The sequence below is a fragment of the Citrobacter sp. SX206 genome, from assembly GCF_024181025.1.
Classification (GTDB): domain Bacteria; phylum Pseudomonadota; class Gammaproteobacteria; order Enterobacterales; family Enterobacteriaceae; genus Citrobacter; species Citrobacter youngae.
Window position 1 is genome coordinate 1829084 of sequence record NZ_CP049738.1, and the last position, 16564, is coordinate 1845647.

Here is a 16564-nt window from a genome sequence, read left to right on the forward strand (position 1 = left end):
TTAATTTTTTATCCATTTTGTTGTGGTATTTGGCGAGTGGTTATGTGATCGGAGTCACACGAAAAAGGGGCGGAGAATACAAATAGCGGCAAAATCAGGCGAGTTGAAAATGTTATTTGCATGATAATTATGATGTTTTTATGTAAATGAGTTGTGGTTTCTGCGCCTCCGGCTTTCCCTCCACCCACCGGGCCTTGCTTTCCTGATGGATTTCCTTTTTGCAAACGTAAAGTTATCTCAGTGAATGCCGATAATGTTGATAACTCGTTTTCAGGAAGGTGCCTTATGTTTAACCGTATCCGCGTTGTCACAATGCTGATGATGGTGCTGGGGGTTTTCGCACTGCTACAGCTTGTTTCCGGTGGTCTGTTGTTTTCTTCATTGCAGCAGAATCAGCAAAGTTTTGTTATTTCTAACGATCTTCGACAGCAGCAAAGCGAACTCACCTCAACATGGGATCTGATGCTGCAAACACGCATCAATTTGAGTCGTTCCTCTGCGCGCATGATGATGGATGCGTCCAACCAGCAAAGCAGCGCGAAAAACGATCTGCTGAAGAATGCGAAAGCGTCATTGGCGCAAGCAGAAGCGCATTACGCTAATTTCAAAAAAATCACGCCGTTGCCTGATATGACGGATGCCAGTGGTAACGTCGATGAAAAATATCAGCAGTACCATGCGGCTCTGGTGGAGCTCATCCAGTTCCTTGAAAACGGCAACATGGATGCCTATTTCGCACAGCCAACTCAGGGCATGCAAAATGCCCTAGGCGCAGCGTTAGGTAAATATGCAGATGTTAGCGAGAAACTCTACCGCCAGGCCTTTGATCAAAGTGCAAGCGATTACCATTTTGCCCAATGGCAACTCGGCATTCTGGCTGTAGTGCTGGTACTGATTCTGGTGGTGGTGTGGTATGGCATTCGTCATGCCTTGCTAAACCCTTTGTCTCGCGTCATTGCGCATATCCGTGAAATTGCCAGCGGTAACTTAACCGCAACTCTGGCTGTCAGCGGTCGTAATGAAATTGGCGAGCTGGCCAGCACGGTCGATCATATGCAGCGTTCGCTAACCGAAACGGTAACCCTGGTGCGCGAAGGTTCGGATGCGATTTATTCCGGTACCAGTGAGATTGCCAGCGGCAACACCGATCTTTCATCCCGTACTGAACAACAGGCTTCCGCGTTGGAAGAAACCGCAGCCAGCATGGAACAGTTGACGGCTACCGTGAAGCAAAATGCGGACAATGCGCGTCAGGCCTCGCAACTGGCGAAAAGCGCCTCCGATACCGCGCAACATGGCGGCAAAGTGGTTGATAGCGTGGTGAATACCATGCACGAAATCGCCGATAGTTCGAAGAAAATTGCCGACATTATTAGCGTTATTGATGGCATTGCATTCCAGACAAACATTCTTGCGCTGAATGCGGCGGTAGAAGCTGCGCGTGCCGGTGAACAAGGCCGTGGTTTTGCCGTCGTTGCCGGTGAAGTGCGTAACCTGGCGAGCCGCAGTGCGCAGGCAGCAAAAGAGATTAAAGCGCTAATTGAGGATTCTGTATCGCGGGTTGATACCGGTTCTGTATTGGTAGAAAGCGCCGGGGAAACCATGCATGACATCGTTAATGCGGTCACGCGTGTGACTGACATCATGGGGGAAATCGCCTCGGCATCCGATGAACAAAGTCGAGGGATAGATCAGGTTGCGCTCGCCGTGTCTGAAATGGACCGGGTTACGCAACAGAACGCCTCGCTGGTGCAGGAGTCGGCCGCTGCCGCTGCCGCACTTGAGGAGCAGGCCAGTCGCCTGACCCAGTCGGTGTCGACATTCCGCCTCGCGTCACGTCCTTCATCATCAAAGACACGAGATACACGACTACCTGCGACAGCGACTCCGGCGTCACAACCGCGCCAGCTAGCCACCGAACAAGATACGCATTGGGAAACATTTTGACTGACAGCTAAACCGCGGCCTGCGCCGCCTGATGGGAGCGTTGATGTTTAATCGTATTCGAATTTCGACCACGCTGTTTTTGATTTTAATCCTCTGCGGTGTTTTGCAGATTGGCAGTAATGGCTTGTCCTTCTGGGCATTTCGGGATGGTTTTCAGAACCTGAACCAGGTCGAACAGAGTAATCAGCAACGCGCTGCGCTGGCGCAAACCCGCGCTGTGTTATTACAGGCCAGTACTGCGCTTAATAAAGCAGGCACGTTGACGGCTCTGAGCTATCCGCCAGAGGATATCAAAGCGCTGATGACGATTGCACAGGACAGCCTGGCCCAGTCCGAATCGATATTTAAACGCTTTATGGCGACGACAGAGACGGCAGAAGAGGGGAAGGCGCTGCAAAGCGCAACCGAGAAAAGTTTCAGTCAATGGCATAGCGATCTGGTTCACCAGGCAACCTGGCTGGAAAATAATCAGCTGTCAGATTTTTTGACCGCCCCGGTGCAGGCTTCACAGGATGCCTTTGATGCAAACTTTACGGCGTGGCAAAACAACATCAACCAGGTATTGCAAAAAGCAGAGGATCACAGCCAGCGTAGTTACCATATGTCCGGGGTGATTTTCGCCACCGTGCTGGTACTGGCGGCGCTATTAACGACTGCAGCGCTGTACTGGTCGCGCAAAATGATTGTACAGCCGCTGGCTATCATCGGTAGCCATTTCGACAGTATTGCGGCGGGTAATTTGGCGCGACCGATAGCGGTTTATGGGCGTAATGAGATTTCAGCCATTTTTGCCAGCCTGAAAGCGATGCAACAGGCACTGCGTGAGACGGTCAGTGAGGTACGCCAGGGGAGCTCGGCAATGCATACCGGGATCTCGGAAATCGCGATGGGTAATAACGACCTGTCCTCGCGAACTGAACAGCAGGCGGCATCGCTGGCGCAAACGGCAGCCAGTATGGAACAGCTTACCGCTACCGTGGGGCAAAATGCGGATAACGCGCGACAAGCCTCAGGCATTGCCAAAAGTGCGGCCGACACGGCGCATAAAGGAGGGGAACAGACGGCTAAGGTTGCCAGCACTATGCATGAGATTTCTGCCAGCTCGCAGAAGATAGGTGACATCACCAGTGTGATTGACAGCATCGCCTTCCAGACCAACATCCTGGCGTTAAACGCTGCGGTAGAAGCTGCCCGTGCCGGTGAGCAGGGGCGCGGTTTCGCCGTGGTCGCCGGAGAGGTCCGTAATCTGGCAAGCCGTAGCGCACAGGCAGCGAAAGAAATTAAAGGACTGATCGAAGAGTCCGTCACCCGCGTTCACCAGGGATCGCAACTGGTGGATATGGCGGCGCGCACGATGACAGAGATTGTTAGCTCGGTTACCCGGGTTAACGACATCATGGGGGAGATTGCCTCGGCCTCCGATGAACAACGCAGAGGCATTGAGCAGGTGGCGCAAGCCGTCAGCCAGATGGATTCTGTCACACAGCAGAACGCCGGGCTGGTGGAAGAAGCGGCAGCCGCCACTGAGCAGTTAGCTACCCAGGCAGATAATCTTTCCGCCTGTGTCGCGTTTTTTAAAATTGAAGAACAAACCGTAACACAACAAGAATTGGCACAACCGCAGGTTGTGCCCGTTGTATCCTGAATGTGATTGAGAAGGCGCTATGACATCATCTCTGCCCTCCGGGCAAACGTCATTATTGTTACAGATGACACAGCGCCTCGCGCTGTCTGACGCGCATTTTCGTCGGATATGTCAATTAATCTACCAGCGCGCGGGGATCGTGCTGGCCGACCACAAGCGGGACATGGTCTATAACCGCCTGGTTCGCCGGTTGCGTACCCTGGGACTGGATGATTTTGGTCGCTATCTCAGTATGCTGGAAGCCAACCAGAACAGTGCTGAGTGGCAGGCTTTTATTAACTCCCTGACCACCAATCTGACCGCTTTTTTTCGCGAAGGGCATCACTTTCCGGTGCTGTCTGACCACGCCCGTCGACACAGCGGTGAATATCGCGTCTGGAGCGCGGCAGCGTCTACCGGAGAAGAACCTTACAGTATTGCGATTACGCTGGCCGATACCCTGGGTATGGCGCCGGGTCGCTGGCGTGTTTTTGCGAGCGACATTGATACTGAGGTGTTGGAAAAGGCAAGAAGCGGTATTTACCGTCTTGACGAGCTAAAGACGTTGTCGCCACAACAGCTGCAGCGTTATTTCATGCGCGGTACCGGGCCTCATGAAGGGCTGGTGCGCGTACGGCAGGAACTGGCAAGCCATGTTGAGTTTTCCAGCGTGAATTTACTGGACAAAAAATACAACGTGCCAGGCCCGTTCGACGCCATATTCTGTCGTAACGTCATGATCTATTTTGACAAAACGACTCAGCAGGACATTTTGCACCGTTTTGTTCCACTCCTTAAACCTGACGGACTGCTGTTTGCAGGTCATTCAGAAAACTTTAGCAACCTCGTGCGCGAGTTTAGCCTGCGCGGGCAGACGGTGTATGCGCTAGGTAAGGATAAAGCATGAGTAAAATCAGGGTATTGTCGGTTGATGATTCTGCATTGATGCGTCAAATCATGACCGAGATTATTAACAGCCACAGCGATATGGAGATGGTTGCGACGGCGCCTGATCCTTTGGTTGCGCGGGATCTCATCAAAAAATTTAATCCCGACGTTCTGACGCTGGATGTTGAAATGCCGCGCATGGATGGCCTCGATTTTCTTGAAAAGTTGATGCGTCTGCGTCCGATGCCCGTGGTGATGGTCTCTTCACTGACTGGCAAAGGGTCTGAGGTCACGCTGCGGGCCCTGGAGTTGGGGGCAATTGACTTTGTCACCAAACCTCAGTTGGGGATCCGCGAAGGAATGCTGGCGTATAGCGAGATGATTGCGGAGAAAATCCGCACTGCATCGCGCGCAAAACTGGCCGCCCACAAACCCACGGCAGCGCCAGCGACCTTGAAAGCAGGACCGTTACTCAGTTCGGAAAAACTGCTGGTTATCGGCGCATCAACCGGAGGAACAGAGGCAATTCGTCATGTACTCCAGCCATTGCCGCTTTCAAGTCCCGGTATTCTTATTACCCAGCATATGCCGCCAGGATTTACCCGTTCGTTCGCCGAACGTCTGAACAAACTGTGTCAGATAACCGTGAAAGAGGCTGAAGACGGAGAACGTGTGCTTCCTGGGCATGCGTATATCGCGCCTGGCGACAAGCATATGGAACTGGCGCGTAGCGGGGCGAACTACCAGATCAAAATTCATGATGGCCCGCCGGTTAACCGGCATCGGCCTTCAGTGGATGTGCTGTTCCATTCGGTGGCGAAACATGCGGGGCGCAATGCCGTCGGGGTGATCCTGACAGGTATGGGCAACGATGGGGCCGCCGGAATGTTAGCAATGAACCAGGCTGGAGCCTGGACCATTGCGCAAAACGAAGCAAGTTGTGTGGTGTTCGGCATGCCGCGCGAGGCCATCAATATGGGTGGCGTAAGCGAAGTGGTCGATCTTAGCCAGGTAAGCCAGCAAATGCTGGCGAAAATCAGTGCCGGACAGGCAATACGTATTTGAATCAGGAGTTTATTTTTATGGCGGATAAAGAGCTTAGGTTTTTGGTTGTGGATGACTTTTCCACCATGCGTCGCATTGTGCGTAACCTGCTGAAAGAACTGGGTTTTAACAACGTTGAAGAAGCTGAAGATGGCGTAGACGCGTTGAACAAACTGCAGGCAGGGGGATTCGGATTTGTGATTTCCGACTGGAACATGCCTAACATGGACGGTCTTGAACTGCTGAAAACCATTCGTGCTGACGGCAGTATGTCTGCCCTGCCGGTGCTGATGGTGACGGCAGAAGCGAAGAAAGAAAACATTATTGCGGCAGCACAAGCGGGTGCCAGTGGTTATGTTGTAAAACCGTTCACCGCGGCGACGCTGGAAGAAAAACTCAATAAGATCTTTGAGAAACTGGGCATGTGAGGATGTGATGATGATGCAACCACAAATTAAACCTGTTGACGAACACTCGGCAGGGGACATCATTGCGCGCATCGGTAGTTTGACCCGAATGCTGCGCGACAGCCTGCGTGAACTGGGGCTGGATCAGGCCATTGCCGAAGCGGCGGAAGCCATTCCTGACGCGCGCGATCGCCTGGACTACGTTGTACAAATGACTGCACAGGCGGCAGAGCGTGCGCTGAACAGCGTAGAAGCTTCACAGCCGCACCAGGATGCCATGGAAAAAGGGGCAAAAGACCTGACCAAACGCTGGGATGAATGGTTCGAAAATCCGATTGAACTGTCCGATGCCCGTGAACTGGTCACTGATACCCGCCAGTTCCTTGGTGATGTCCCCGGTCATACCAGCTTTACCAATGCCCAATTGCTGGACATCATGATGGCGCAGGATTTCCAGGATCTCACCGGTCAGGTTATCAAGCGCATGATGGATGTTATCCAGGAGATTGAGCGTCAACTGCTGATGGTGCTGCTGGAAAACATTCCGGAACAGGGCGCTCGTCCTAAACGCGAGAACGAAAGCTTGCTGAACGGTCCGCAGGTTGACACTTCTAAAGCCGGCGTAGTGGCAAGCCAGGATCAGGTCGACGACCTGCTGGATAGCCTCGGTTTCTGATGTGTATTTGCCGGATGCGGAAGGAAACTTCTCATCCGGCTTACATGTTATTCATCGGCAATTGGCGTTAAAGCCATAAATCCCGTCTTTTTTACCGCTTACTCTTCCCATTGTTGCATGGCTGTTCTGGCATCATTCACGCCTATATCTCTATCCAGGGTCTGATGCGTGGCAGAAGAAAGCGACGACGACAAAACAGAAGCCCCCACACCCCACCGACTTGAAAAAGCACGGGAAGAAGGGCAGATACCCCGATCCAAGGAGCTAACCTCACTGCTTATTTTGCTGGTGGGCGTGTGCATCATCTGGATTGGTGGGGAGTCGCTCGCCCGCAGACTGGCCGGTATGCTGTCGGCCGGATTACGTTTTGACCACAGTATGGTCAACGACCCAAACCTGATCCTGAGTCAAATCATTTTGTTGATTAAAGACGCCATGATTGCGTTGTTGCCGCTGATTACCGGGGTTGTGCTGGTGGCATTAATCTCCCCGGTGATGCTTGGCGGCTTGATCTTCAGTGGTAAATCGCTGCAACCCAAATTCTCAAAGCTGAATCCGTTACCAGGTATTAAGCGTATGTTCTCGGCGCAAACCGGGGCGGAGCTGCTCAAAGCCATATTAAAATCCACGTTGGTGGGGAGCGTAGCGGGCTTCTATCTCTGGCACAACTGGCCGGAGATGATGCGCCTGATGGCAGAATCCCCGATTACGGCGATGGGTAATGCGCTGGATTTAGTCGGTATGTGCGCATTACTGGTGGTGCTTGGCGTCATCCCGATGGTGGGGTTTGACGTCTTTTTCCAGATTTATAGCCACGTGAAAAAACTGCGGATGTCGCGTCAGGATATCCGTGACGAATTTAAAGAAAGCGAAGGTGACCCGCACGTTAAGGGCAAAATTCGCCAGATGCAGCGTGCGGCCGCACAGCGCCGCATGATGGCGGATGTGCCGAAGGCGGATGTTATTGTGACCAACCCTACGCACTATTCGGTTGCCTTGCAGTACGACGAAAACAAAATGAGCGCGCCAAAAGTTGTGGCTAAAGGGGCCGGGCTGGTGGCATTGCGTATTCGAGAGATTGGCGCGGAGCACCGTGTCCCAACGTTAGAAGCTCCGCCGCTGGCGCGTGCGTTATATCGCCATGCTGAGATCGGTCAGCAAATACCTGGCCAATTGTATGCCGCCGTTGCCGAAGTGCTGGCATGGGTATGGCAGCTAAAACGCTGGCGTCTGGCTGGCGGCACACCGCCACCACAACCTGGAAACCTTCCGGTGCCTGAAGCACTGGATTTTATGAACGAGAAGAATACTGATGGCTAATCTGGTCGCGATGCTGCGTCTGCCCGGCAACCTGAAATCCACGCAATGGCAAATTCTTGCCGGGCCGATCCTCATTCTGCTGATCCTGTCGATGATGGTGTTGCCGCTTCCGGCCTTCATCCTCGATTTACTGTTCACCTTTAACATTGCGCTGTCGATCATGGTGCTGTTGGTGGCGATGTTCACTCAGCGCACGCTTGAATTCGCCGCATTCCCAACGATTCTGCTGTTCACCACTTTGTTGCGCCTGGCACTGAACGTCGCGTCAACGCGTATCATTTTGATGGAAGGACATACCGGTGCCGCGGCGGCAGGTAAGGTGGTGGAAGCCTTTGGTCACTTCCTGGTCGGCGGTAACTTTGCTATCGGTATCGTGGTCTTCGTCATTCTCGTCATCATTAACTTTATGGTTATCACCAAAGGTGCGGGACGTATCGCGGAAGTGGGTGCGCGCTTCGTGCTGGACGGGATGCCGGGTAAACAGATGGCGATTGACGCCGATCTGAATGCGGGATTGATTGGTGAAGATGAAGCCAAAAAACGCCGTTCTGAAGTGACACAGGAAGCCGATTTTTACGGCTCCATGGACGGTGCGAGTAAATTTGTTCGTGGGGATGCCATCGCCGGTATTCTGATTATGGTCATCAACGTGGTGGGCGGTTTGCTGGTTGGGGTGTTGCAGCACGGTATGAGCATGGGCAGTGCGGCAGAAAGCTATACCCTGCTGACCATCGGTGACGGGCTGGTAGCCCAGATCCCTGCGTTGGTTATCTCAACGGCGGCGGGGGTTATCGTAACCCGCGTGAGTACCGATCAGGACGTGGGTGAGCAGATGGTCACCCAGTTGTTCAGCAACCCAAGCGTTATGCTGCTTAGTGCGGCGGTCCTCGGTTTACTGGGGCTGGTACCGGGAATGCCAAACCTGGTGTTTCTGATGTTTACCGCGGCATTGCTGGGGCTGGCCTGGTGGATGCGCGGACGCGAGCAAAAAGCGCCAGAAGAAGCTCAGCCGGTGAAAATGCCGGAAAACAACTCGGTGGTGGAAGCTACGTGGAGTGATGTTCAGTTGGAAGACACGCTGGGAATGGAGGTTGGGTATCGCCTGATTCCGATGGTGGACTTCCAACAGGACGGCGAATTGCTGGGGCGTATTCGCAGCATTCGTAAGAAATTTGCCCAGGATATGGGGTTCCTGCCGCCAGTGGTACACATTCGCGACAATATGGATCTGCAACCTGCCCGCTATCGTATTCTGATGAAAGGGGTCGAGATTGGTAGTGGTGATGCTTACCCTGGGCGCTGGCTGGCTATCAACCCAGGTACCGCGGCCGGATCGCTGCCAGGGGAGAAAACAGTTGATCCTGCTTTTGGTCTGGATGCTATCTGGATTGAAAGCGCGCTAAAAGAGCAGGCGCAAATTCAGGGCTTCACCGTTGTCGAAGCCAGTACGGTCGTTGCCACACATCTGAACCATCTGATTGGCCAGTTTGCCGCAGAGCTTTTTGGTCGCCAGGAGGCGCAACAGTTATTGGATCGAGTTTCACAAGAAATGCCAAAACTGACAGAAGATCTGGTGCCGGGTGTGGTCACACTGACCACACTGCACAAAGTGCTGCAGAACCTGTTGGATGAAAAAGTCCCTATTCGTGATATGCGCACCATTCTTGAAACGTTGGCGGAACATGCCCCGTTACAGAATGATCCGCATGAACTTACCGCAGTGGTGCGTGTGGCGCTTGGACGGGCGATTACTCAGCAGTGGTTCCCGGGTAACGAGGAAGTTCAGGTTATCGGACTTGATACACCGCTTGAGCGTCTGTTGTTGCAGGCGTTACAGGGCGGTGGGGGCCTTGAACCTGGTCTGGCAGACCGGTTGCTGGCACAGACGCAGGAAGCACTGTCGCGTCAGGAAATGTTGGGTGCGCCGCCAGTATTGCTGGTGAATCATGCGCTGCGACCTCTCCTTGCGCGTTTTTTACGCCGCAGTATTCCGCAGTTGGTGGTGTTGTCGAATATGGAGCTTTCCGATAACCGCCATATCCGTATGACCGCGACCATTGGAGGTAAATAATGCGTACATTTCTTTGGCTGTTGCTTTTTCCACTGGCGGCACAGGCCGCCGGGGAAGGGACATGGCAGGCAAGTGGTATGGGGATTACCTTAAATTATCGTGGAGAGTCGGCTTCATCTTCGCCTTTGGTTCCCAGCCAGCCCGTTTCCGGTCTGATGACGCTGGTCGCCTGGCGCTATGAATTAAATGGTCCTACGCCTGCGGGGTTACGTGTGCGCTTATGCTCTCAATCCCGTTGTGTCGAACTGGATGGACAAAGCGGTACCACCAATGGCTTTAATAATGTCCCTGCAATTGAACCAATGTACTTCGTCTGGGAAGTGCCTGGTGGCGGTCGCCTGCTCCCTGCCTTGCAGGTTCAGAGCAATCAGGTGATTGTGAACTACCGTTAATTCCCTTCTTTACGTCGGCCAGCAGGCGAAACTGCTGGCCGCCTCGCAGTTCTGATCAACCATCCCGATTAAAAAGAAACGCTGTTTTATAAAATCAGTGACCTGAGTTATCGGACTCTTTGTGCTATTGCCATTTCGCAAAAACCCCTGGCAGAAACAAAAAGGTTTCCCCTGCGGTTAGCTTTTACTGTGGCCCGGTAATGATACCCAATGTTTACGAAGCACTTTAGGGTAACAACACACAGGGTTATCCGAATCGTAATAAACCTGCCGCGCCGAAACTGGAACAGGGTGCAGCATTGAATTCGACACTGACAGAGGTTAAGGAAATGATTGTTTACCCGGTTAAACACAGTCCATTGTTGCGTCAACCAGAACATTTTATTGCCAGGGATGAATTAAAAACGCTCATTAAAAAGGTGACGCATAACCTGGTCAATATTCATGATGAAACGGGCGAGTTCTTGCTGCGGCTGGATGACGGACGTGTTATTGATACCAAAGGCTGGGCCGGATGGGAGTGGACGCACGGCGTTGGCCTATACGGAATGTATCAGTATTATCAGCAAACTGGCGATGCAACGATGCGCGATATCATCGACGGCTGGTTTGCCGAACGCTTTGCGGAAGGCGCAACAACCAAAAACGTTAACACCATGGCTCCGTTTTTAACGCTGGCATATCGCTATGAAGAAACGCGTAATCCGGCGTACCTGCCGTGGCTCGACAGCTGGGCGGAGTGGGCAATGCATGATATGCCTCGCACCGAGTTTGGCGGTATGCAACACATCACGCTGGCAGAAGAAAATCATCAACAGATGTGGGATGACACGCTGATGATGACGGTGCTGCCGCTGGCGAAAATTGGCAAGTTGCTCAATCGTCCAGCGTATATCGAAGAGGCCACATATCAGTTTCTGCTGCATGTACAAAATCTGATGGATAAGAAAACGGGGCTGTGGTTCCACGGCTGGAGCTATGTGGGGCGGCATAACTTCGCAAACGCCCGTTGGGCGCGTGGTAATAGTTGGCTTACGATGGTGATCCCGGACTTCCTTGAGCTTATCGATTTGCCGGCAAACAGTGCCGTTCACCGTTATCTGGTGCAGGTTCTCAATGCGCAAATTGCAGCTCTGGCGGAATGTCAGGATGAGAGCGGGTTGTGGCACACCTTACTGGACGATCCTCAGTCATATCTGGAAGCCTCCGCAACGGCTGGATTCGCTTACGGTATTCTCAAAGCGGTGCGTAAACGCTATGTCGGGCAGGAATATGCGGGGGTGGCGGAGAAAGCTATCAGAGGTATTGTGCAACACATTTCCCCTGAAGGGGAGTTGCTACAAACCTCGTTTGGCACCGGCATGGGGCACGATCTCGATTTCTACCACAACATCCCACTCACCTCTATGCCTTACGGGCAGGCAATGGCAATGCTGTGCCTTACCGAATACTTGCGTAAGTACTATTAATCGTGTCGTTCGCTGACGCCGTGCTGACCGGGCCTGGTTGTTCTGCGGCATCGGGTTGCCCGCTGTTGTCCTGCGGCGCAAACAGATGGTCCATGATTTGACGCATGACTGGCGCGGCGGTAACCCCGTCGCTGCCGCCGTTTTCCAGAATCAATGCGATGGCGACTTTTGGATTCTTATACGGCGCAAATGCGGTATAGAACACATGGTCACGCAGTCGTATGGGGATCATCTTCGCATTGTAAGTCTGGTTTTCTTTCAGACTAAAGACCTGTGATGTCCCACTTTTGGCTGCGATGCCATAAGGTGCCGTATGGAAAAATTTATACCCGGTACCGTTTGGTGCATTCGCCATGCCGAACATCGCCTGACGCACCAGTCCCCAATAGGGTGATGAAGCAGAAGCAATTTGTGTGGGTGCCTCCGGTGCCTGATAGTGAGTGATTGATTTGCCGCTTTCTTCATCCTGTAGCAGGTGAGGGGCAATAACTTTCCCGTTGTTAATCAGTGCGACCATCGCTTTTACCATCTGAATTGGCGTGGCAATCCAGTAGCCCTGGCCGATGCCGACCGAAATGGTATCTCCCTGGTACCAGGCTTTTTTATGCACCCGTTGTTTCCAGTCGCGGCTTGGCAGCAGGCCGTTGTACTCTTCATCAAGATCGATGCCGGTCGGTTTGCCGTAGCCAAACTGGCTAAGCATGCTGCTAATGCGGTCAATTCCCATCATATACGCCACCTGATAAAAGAACGTGTCGGCAGACTCTTCAATCGCTTTGGTGACATCCAGCATACCGTGGCCGGTTTTCTTCCAGTCCCGGTAATGTCGCTCGGTGCCGGGGAGCGTCCAGGTGGGCGCGCCGAAGAAGCTGGTCTGCGGCGTGATCACGCCGTCCAGTAACGCTGACATCGCCATGTACGGTTTTACCGTTGAGGCAGGAGGATATAACCCCTGGGTGACGCGGTTAATTAATGGCAGGTCTTTATCCTGCAACAGCGTGTTGTAATCCTGGTAGCTGATGCCTTTGACAAACGGGTTCGGATCGTAGCTGGGGTTTGAGACCATTGCCAGCACGGAGCCATCATGGGGATCTTCCACCAACACCGCGGCGCGTTGGCCCACCAGCAGGCTTTCAATGTATTCCTGCAAGTGTAAATCCAGCGTCAGATGGATATCTTTGCCGGCGACAGGGGGAACGTCTTTAATCAAACGTACAATACGCCCGTGATTATCAACTTCCACTTCCTGATAACCCGTTTTGCCGTGCAGATCATTCTCGTAGTAGTGCTCAATGCCCTGTTTACCGATGTTGTGATCGGCGGCGTAGTTCTCTGCCAGTCCTTTTTTATCCAGTGCTTTCAGATCGCTATCGTTGATTTTTGATACGTAGCCAAGTACATGTGCCAGTGCCGCCCCATAAGGATACTGGCGATCTTCGTAGCTATTGATGGTCACGCCGCTGAAATGGAACTGGTTCACAGAAAAACGGGCAATTTCTACATCGGTCAGCGCATTTTTAAGTACTACCGGCCGATAGCGGCTACTGGCCTTCAGTTCATGGCGAAACTGGTCAATATCATCTGGCGTGAGGTCAACAATCGGCGTGAGTTGTTTCAGCAGGGCGTCCATATCGCTGATTTTATAAGGCGTAACAGAAATGTCGTACCAGGTGACATTTCGTACCAGCGGGATACCGTTGCGATCATAAATGATACCGCGCGTTGGGGCGACGGGCAGCATTTTGATGTCGTTTGCATCCGATCGGGTGGTGTAATACTGGTGTTGACGGATTTGTAAGTTGTAGAGGTTATAAATCAGGATGCCAAAACAGATGACGACCAGGCCAAAGGCCACCATTACACGCCGCTGGAAAAGTTTTTCTTCCGCCTCAAAATCTCTGAATGTCATTGACCCGTACCCGATTAATTCGCCGCCTAATGATACGGAGGCGTAAACGGGATGACAGGCAAAAAATGTTCCATCCCTCTACGGAAATGTGTCATTCCTTGTGAGTTGTTACAAATTACAGTGAACGTAGTCGTGCCGGATAAGGCGTTTATGCCGCCATCCGGCAAGGTGCGCCTGACCGCCTGATGGCGCTTCGCTTATCAGGCCTACGAGGGAGGTCATTCGGGAAAATAAAAAAGCCCGCGACATAGCGCAGGCTTTCACATCACTCGAGGTGATTACATGCGTTCTACGGTTTCGATACCCAGCGTATCCAGACCCAGCTTCAGGGTTTTCGCCGTCAGCTGTGCCAGTTTCAGGCGGCTGTTACGAATTTCTTCGTTTTCAGCGCTGAGGATCGGGCAGTGTTCGTAGAAGCCAGAGAACAGGCCGGCAACGTCGTACAGATAAGCGCACATCACGTGCGGTGTACCTTCACGTGCTACAACGGTCAGCGTTTCTTCAAACTGTAGCAGGCGGGCGGCCAACTGAGCTTCGCGATCTTCGTTAATAATCACCTGCGCATTTGCCAGCGCGCTTTCGTCGATATCCGCTTTACGGAATACGGACAGTACGCGGGTATAAGCATACTGCATGTACGGCGCGGTATTGCCTTCGAACGCCAGCATGTTGTCCCAGTCGAAGATATAGTCGGTGGTACGGTTTTTCGACAGATCCGCATATTTCACCGCGCCGATACCAACGGCATTCGCCAGTTTTTCCAGCTCATCAGCAGGCATGTCCGGGTTCTTCTCGGCCACCAGACGACGTGCGCGCTCCAGCGCTTCATCCAGCAGATCGGCCAGTTTTACCGTGCCGCCCGCACGCGTTTTGAACGGCTTACCGTCTTTACCCAGCATCATGCCGAACATATGGTGTTCCAGCGGTACGGAGTCCGGCACATAACCGGCTTTACGCACGATGGTCCAGGCCTGCATTAAATGCTGATGCTGACGGGAGTCGATGTAATAGAGGACGCGGTCGGCGTGCAGCGTTTCGTAACGATACTTCGCACAGGCGATATCGGTCGTGGTGTAGAGATAGCCGCCATCTTTCTTCTGAATGATAACGCCCATCGGTTCGCCTTCCTTGTTCTTATACTCATCAAGGAATACGACGGTAGCGCCTTCGCTTTCAACAGCCAGACCTTTCGCTTTGAGATCGGCCACAATGCCCGGCAGCATCGGGTTGTACAGGCTTTCGCCCATCACGTCGTCACGGGTCAGAGTCACGTTCAGACGGTCATAGGTTAACTGGTTCTGCGACATAGTGATGTCGACCAGTTTGCGCCACATCTCGCGGAAATATTCGTCGCCGCCCTGCAGTTTCACCACATAGCTACGGGCGCGCTCGGCGAAGGCTTCATCTTCGTCGTAATGTTTTTTCGCATCACGGTAGAAACCTTCCAGATCGGCCAGCGCCATCTCACCGGCATTTTCCTGCTGCTGTTTTTCCAGCCATGCGATGAGCATACCGAACTGAGTGCCCCAGTCGCCGACGTGGTTAGCGCGGATAACATTGTGACCAAGGAACTCCAGCGTACGTACCGCAGCGTCGCCGATGATGGTGGAGCGCAGGTGACCCACGTGCATTTCTTTCGCGACGTTAGGTGCGGAGTAGTCAACTACAACGGTTTGTTTAGCCGGTTGGGTAACGCCCAGACGATCGGAGGTCAGCGCCTGCTGAACATGCTGCGCCAGAAATGCCGGATCGAGAAAAATGTTAATAAAGCCCGGGCCCGCAATTTCAACTTTGCTGGCGATCCCGTTGAGATCCAGATGAGTCAGCACCTGCTCAGCCAGTTGTCGCGGCGCCATACCCAGTTTTTTCGCGACAGCCATCATGCCGTTAGCCTGATAGTCGCCGAACTGTACTTTTGCTGACTGACGAACCTGCGGTTCGCAATCTGCAGGCGCGCCTGCAGCAATCATGGCCTGACTGACTTTTTCTGAGAGAAGAGCCTGAATATTCACCGGAATACCTTACATTTATGAAGCGGCTTAAAATTGACCGCACCAGTTTAAGAATTAAGGGCGGGAGTATACTGCAAATGCCCGTTGCCGTCAGCATTGCGAGTACCGCCAGCAGCCTGAAATATAAACATTGTTATTACGTATAATTATTCATATCGCGCTTAAGAAAATCAGCAGTTGGTTGGGGCTGCGCAACAGGGTAAATTAGCCGCTTTGAACATGGATATGAGCTTTCATTATGGCGAACTGGCAAACAGTTGCAGAACTGCATGATATTTCCGCAGATTTACCGCATTTCATTCAGGCGTTAACGGATCTTTCCACTCGCCTTGGGCTGGATGTCTCATCGCTTGAAGCCGATCACATTTCTCTGCGCTGTCATCAAAATACCACCGCAGAGCGCTGGCGTCGGGGATTTGAACAGTGTGGCGAACTGTTGTCAGAAAATATCATTAATGGCCGACCGATTTGCCTGTTCAAGCTTGATGAACCCGTTTGTGTGCAACACTGGCAATTTACCATCGTAGAGCTGCCATGGCCGGGCGAAAAACGCTATCCACATGAAGGCTGGGAGCATGTTGAAATAGTTCTGCCGGGTGACGTGGAGACGTTGAATGCGCGAGCGCTGGCGCTGCTTTCTGATGAAGGATTGAGTCAGCCGGGGATTTTCGTGAAAACCAGCTCGCCAAAAGGAGAGCGTGAGCGTTTACCGAATCCGACACTGGCGGTCAGTGATGGCAGCGTCACCCTCAAATTTCATCCGTGGTCAATTGAAGCGATTGTCGCAAGCGAGCAACAGGAGTAA

Annotated in this window: 13 protein-coding genes; 11 read left to right on the forward strand and 2 right to left on the reverse strand. The window is 52.7% G+C overall.

Annotated elements, in window-relative coordinates; genetic code table 11:
• Nucleotides 1-285: 285 nt before the first annotated feature.
• The 10 genes from tar (at nucleotide 286) to G8S19_RS08990 (ending at nucleotide 11838) form a co-directional block, all read left to right on the forward strand.
• The gene (gene tar, locus G8S19_RS08945; RefSeq protein ID WP_061068087.1) at nucleotides 286-1947 is read left to right on the forward strand and encodes a methyl-accepting chemotaxis protein II; all 1662 of its coding nucleotides are present in this window, start codon (nucleotides 286-288) and stop codon (nucleotides 1945-1947) included.
• 43 nt (nucleotides 1948-1990) lie between these two features.
• A complete protein-coding gene (gene tap, locus G8S19_RS08950; protein WP_061068086.1) occupies nucleotides 1991-3592 on the forward strand; it encodes a methyl-accepting chemotaxis protein IV in 1602 nt (533 codons plus the stop codon).
• Nucleotides 3593-3611: 19 nt separating this feature from the next.
• Nucleotides 3612-4478: a protein-glutamate O-methyltransferase CheR gene (cheR, locus tag G8S19_RS08955; RefSeq protein ID WP_048211354.1), complete on the forward strand. Its 867-nt coding sequence runs from the start codon at nucleotides 3612-3614 to the stop codon at nucleotides 4476-4478.
• Nucleotides 4475-5524, forward strand: coding sequence for a chemotaxis response regulator protein-glutamate methylesterase (locus G8S19_RS08960; RefSeq protein ID WP_005127683.1), 1050 nt, complete (start codon nucleotides 4475-4477; stop codon nucleotides 5522-5524). Before cheR ends, G8S19_RS08960 begins: the two co-directional genes overlap by 4 nt.
• Before the next feature lie 17 nt (nucleotides 5525-5541).
• Nucleotides 5542-5931 (forward strand): chemotaxis response regulator CheY, encoded by a 390-nt coding sequence (cheY, locus tag G8S19_RS08965; RefSeq protein WP_005127682.1) that lies wholly within the window; start codon nucleotides 5542-5544, stop codon nucleotides 5929-5931.
• A gap of 10 nt (nucleotides 5932-5941) precedes the next feature.
• Nucleotides 5942-6586 (forward strand): protein phosphatase CheZ, encoded by a 645-nt coding sequence (gene cheZ / locus G8S19_RS08970; protein ID WP_040232409.1) that lies wholly within the window; start codon nucleotides 5942-5944, stop codon nucleotides 6584-6586.
• Nucleotides 6587-6754: 168 nt separating this feature from the next.
• The gene (gene flhB, locus G8S19_RS08975; protein ID WP_061068085.1) at nucleotides 6755-7906 is read left to right on the forward strand and encodes a flagellar biosynthesis protein FlhB; all 1152 of its coding nucleotides are present in this window, start codon (nucleotides 6755-6757) and stop codon (nucleotides 7904-7906) included.
• Nucleotides 7899-9977 (forward strand): flagellar biosynthesis protein FlhA, encoded by a 2079-nt coding sequence (gene flhA / locus G8S19_RS08980; protein WP_048211356.1) that lies wholly within the window; start codon nucleotides 7899-7901, stop codon nucleotides 9975-9977. The genes flhB and flhA overlap by 8 nt, the downstream gene beginning before the upstream one ends.
• On the forward strand, nucleotides 9977-10369 hold the full coding sequence (gene flhe, locus G8S19_RS08985; RefSeq protein WP_253686454.1) for a flagellar protein FlhE: 393 nt from the start codon (nucleotides 9977-9979) through the stop codon (nucleotides 10367-10369). The genes flhA and flhe overlap by 1 nt, the downstream gene beginning before the upstream one ends.
• Nucleotides 10370-10698: 329 nt before the next feature.
• Nucleotides 10699-11838: a glycoside hydrolase family 105 protein gene (locus G8S19_RS08990; RefSeq protein ID WP_061068084.1), complete on the forward strand. Its 1140-nt coding sequence runs from the start codon at nucleotides 10699-10701 to the stop codon at nucleotides 11836-11838.
• Here the strand turns inward: G8S19_RS08990 and mrdA are convergent.
• Together mrdA and argS are read right to left on the reverse strand one after the other, a co-directional pair.
• Nucleotides 11810-13747 carry a penicillin-binding protein 2 gene (gene mrdA / locus G8S19_RS08995; protein WP_253686456.1) on the reverse strand — a complete coding sequence of 646 codons (1938 nt, stop codon included), beginning with the start codon at nucleotides 13745-13747 and terminating at the stop codon, nucleotides 11810-11812. The two genes, G8S19_RS08990 and mrdA, sit on opposite strands and share 29 nt — an antisense overlap.
• A gap of 278 nt (nucleotides 13748-14025) precedes the next feature.
• Nucleotides 14026-15759, reverse strand: coding sequence for an arginine--tRNA ligase (gene argS, locus G8S19_RS09000; protein WP_101742217.1), 1734 nt, complete (start codon nucleotides 15757-15759; stop codon nucleotides 14026-14028).
• Between the two features lie 238 nt (nucleotides 15760-15997).
• On the opposite strand from argS, the gene G8S19_RS09005 reads away from it, so the two are divergent.
• Nucleotides 15998-16564: a VOC family protein gene (locus tag G8S19_RS09005; RefSeq protein WP_048211361.1), complete on the forward strand. Its 567-nt coding sequence runs from the start codon at nucleotides 15998-16000 to the stop codon at nucleotides 16562-16564.

What these genes read in the sequence shown, in the direction of transcription:
- G8S19_RS08990 (WP_061068084.1), top strand. Translation starts at nt 10,699, where the DNA reads ATGATTGTTTACCCGGTTAAACACAGTCCATTGTTGCGTCAACCAGAA.
- flhe (WP_253686454.1), top strand. Translation starts at nt 9,977, where the DNA reads ATGCGTACATTTCTTTGGCTGTTGCTTTTTCCACTGGCGGCACAGGCC.
- cheR (WP_048211354.1), top strand. Translation starts at nt 3,612, where the DNA reads ATGACATCATCTCTGCCCTCCGGGCAAACGTCATTATTGTTACAGATG.
- G8S19_RS09005 (WP_048211361.1), top strand. Translation starts at nt 15,998, where the DNA reads ATGGCGAACTGGCAAACAGTTGCAGAACTGCATGATATTTCCGCAGAT.
- cheY (WP_005127682.1), top strand. Translation starts at nt 5,542, where the DNA reads ATGGCGGATAAAGAGCTTAGGTTTTTGGTTGTGGATGACTTTTCCACC.
- G8S19_RS08960 (WP_005127683.1), top strand. Translation starts at nt 4,475, where the DNA reads ATGAGTAAAATCAGGGTATTGTCGGTTGATGATTCTGCATTGATGCGT.
- mrdA (WP_253686456.1), bottom strand. Translation starts at nt 13,747, where the DNA reads ATGACATTCAGAGATTTTGAGGCGGAAGAAAAACTTTTCCAGCGGCGT.
- tar (WP_061068087.1), top strand. Translation starts at nt 286, where the DNA reads ATGTTTAACCGTATCCGCGTTGTCACAATGCTGATGATGGTGCTGGGG.
- cheZ (WP_040232409.1), top strand. Translation starts at nt 5,942, where the DNA reads ATGATGCAACCACAAATTAAACCTGTTGACGAACACTCGGCAGGGGAC.
- tap (WP_061068086.1), top strand. Translation starts at nt 1,991, where the DNA reads ATGTTTAATCGTATTCGAATTTCGACCACGCTGTTTTTGATTTTAATC.
- flhA (WP_048211356.1), top strand. Translation starts at nt 7,899, where the DNA reads ATGGCTAATCTGGTCGCGATGCTGCGTCTGCCCGGCAACCTGAAATCC.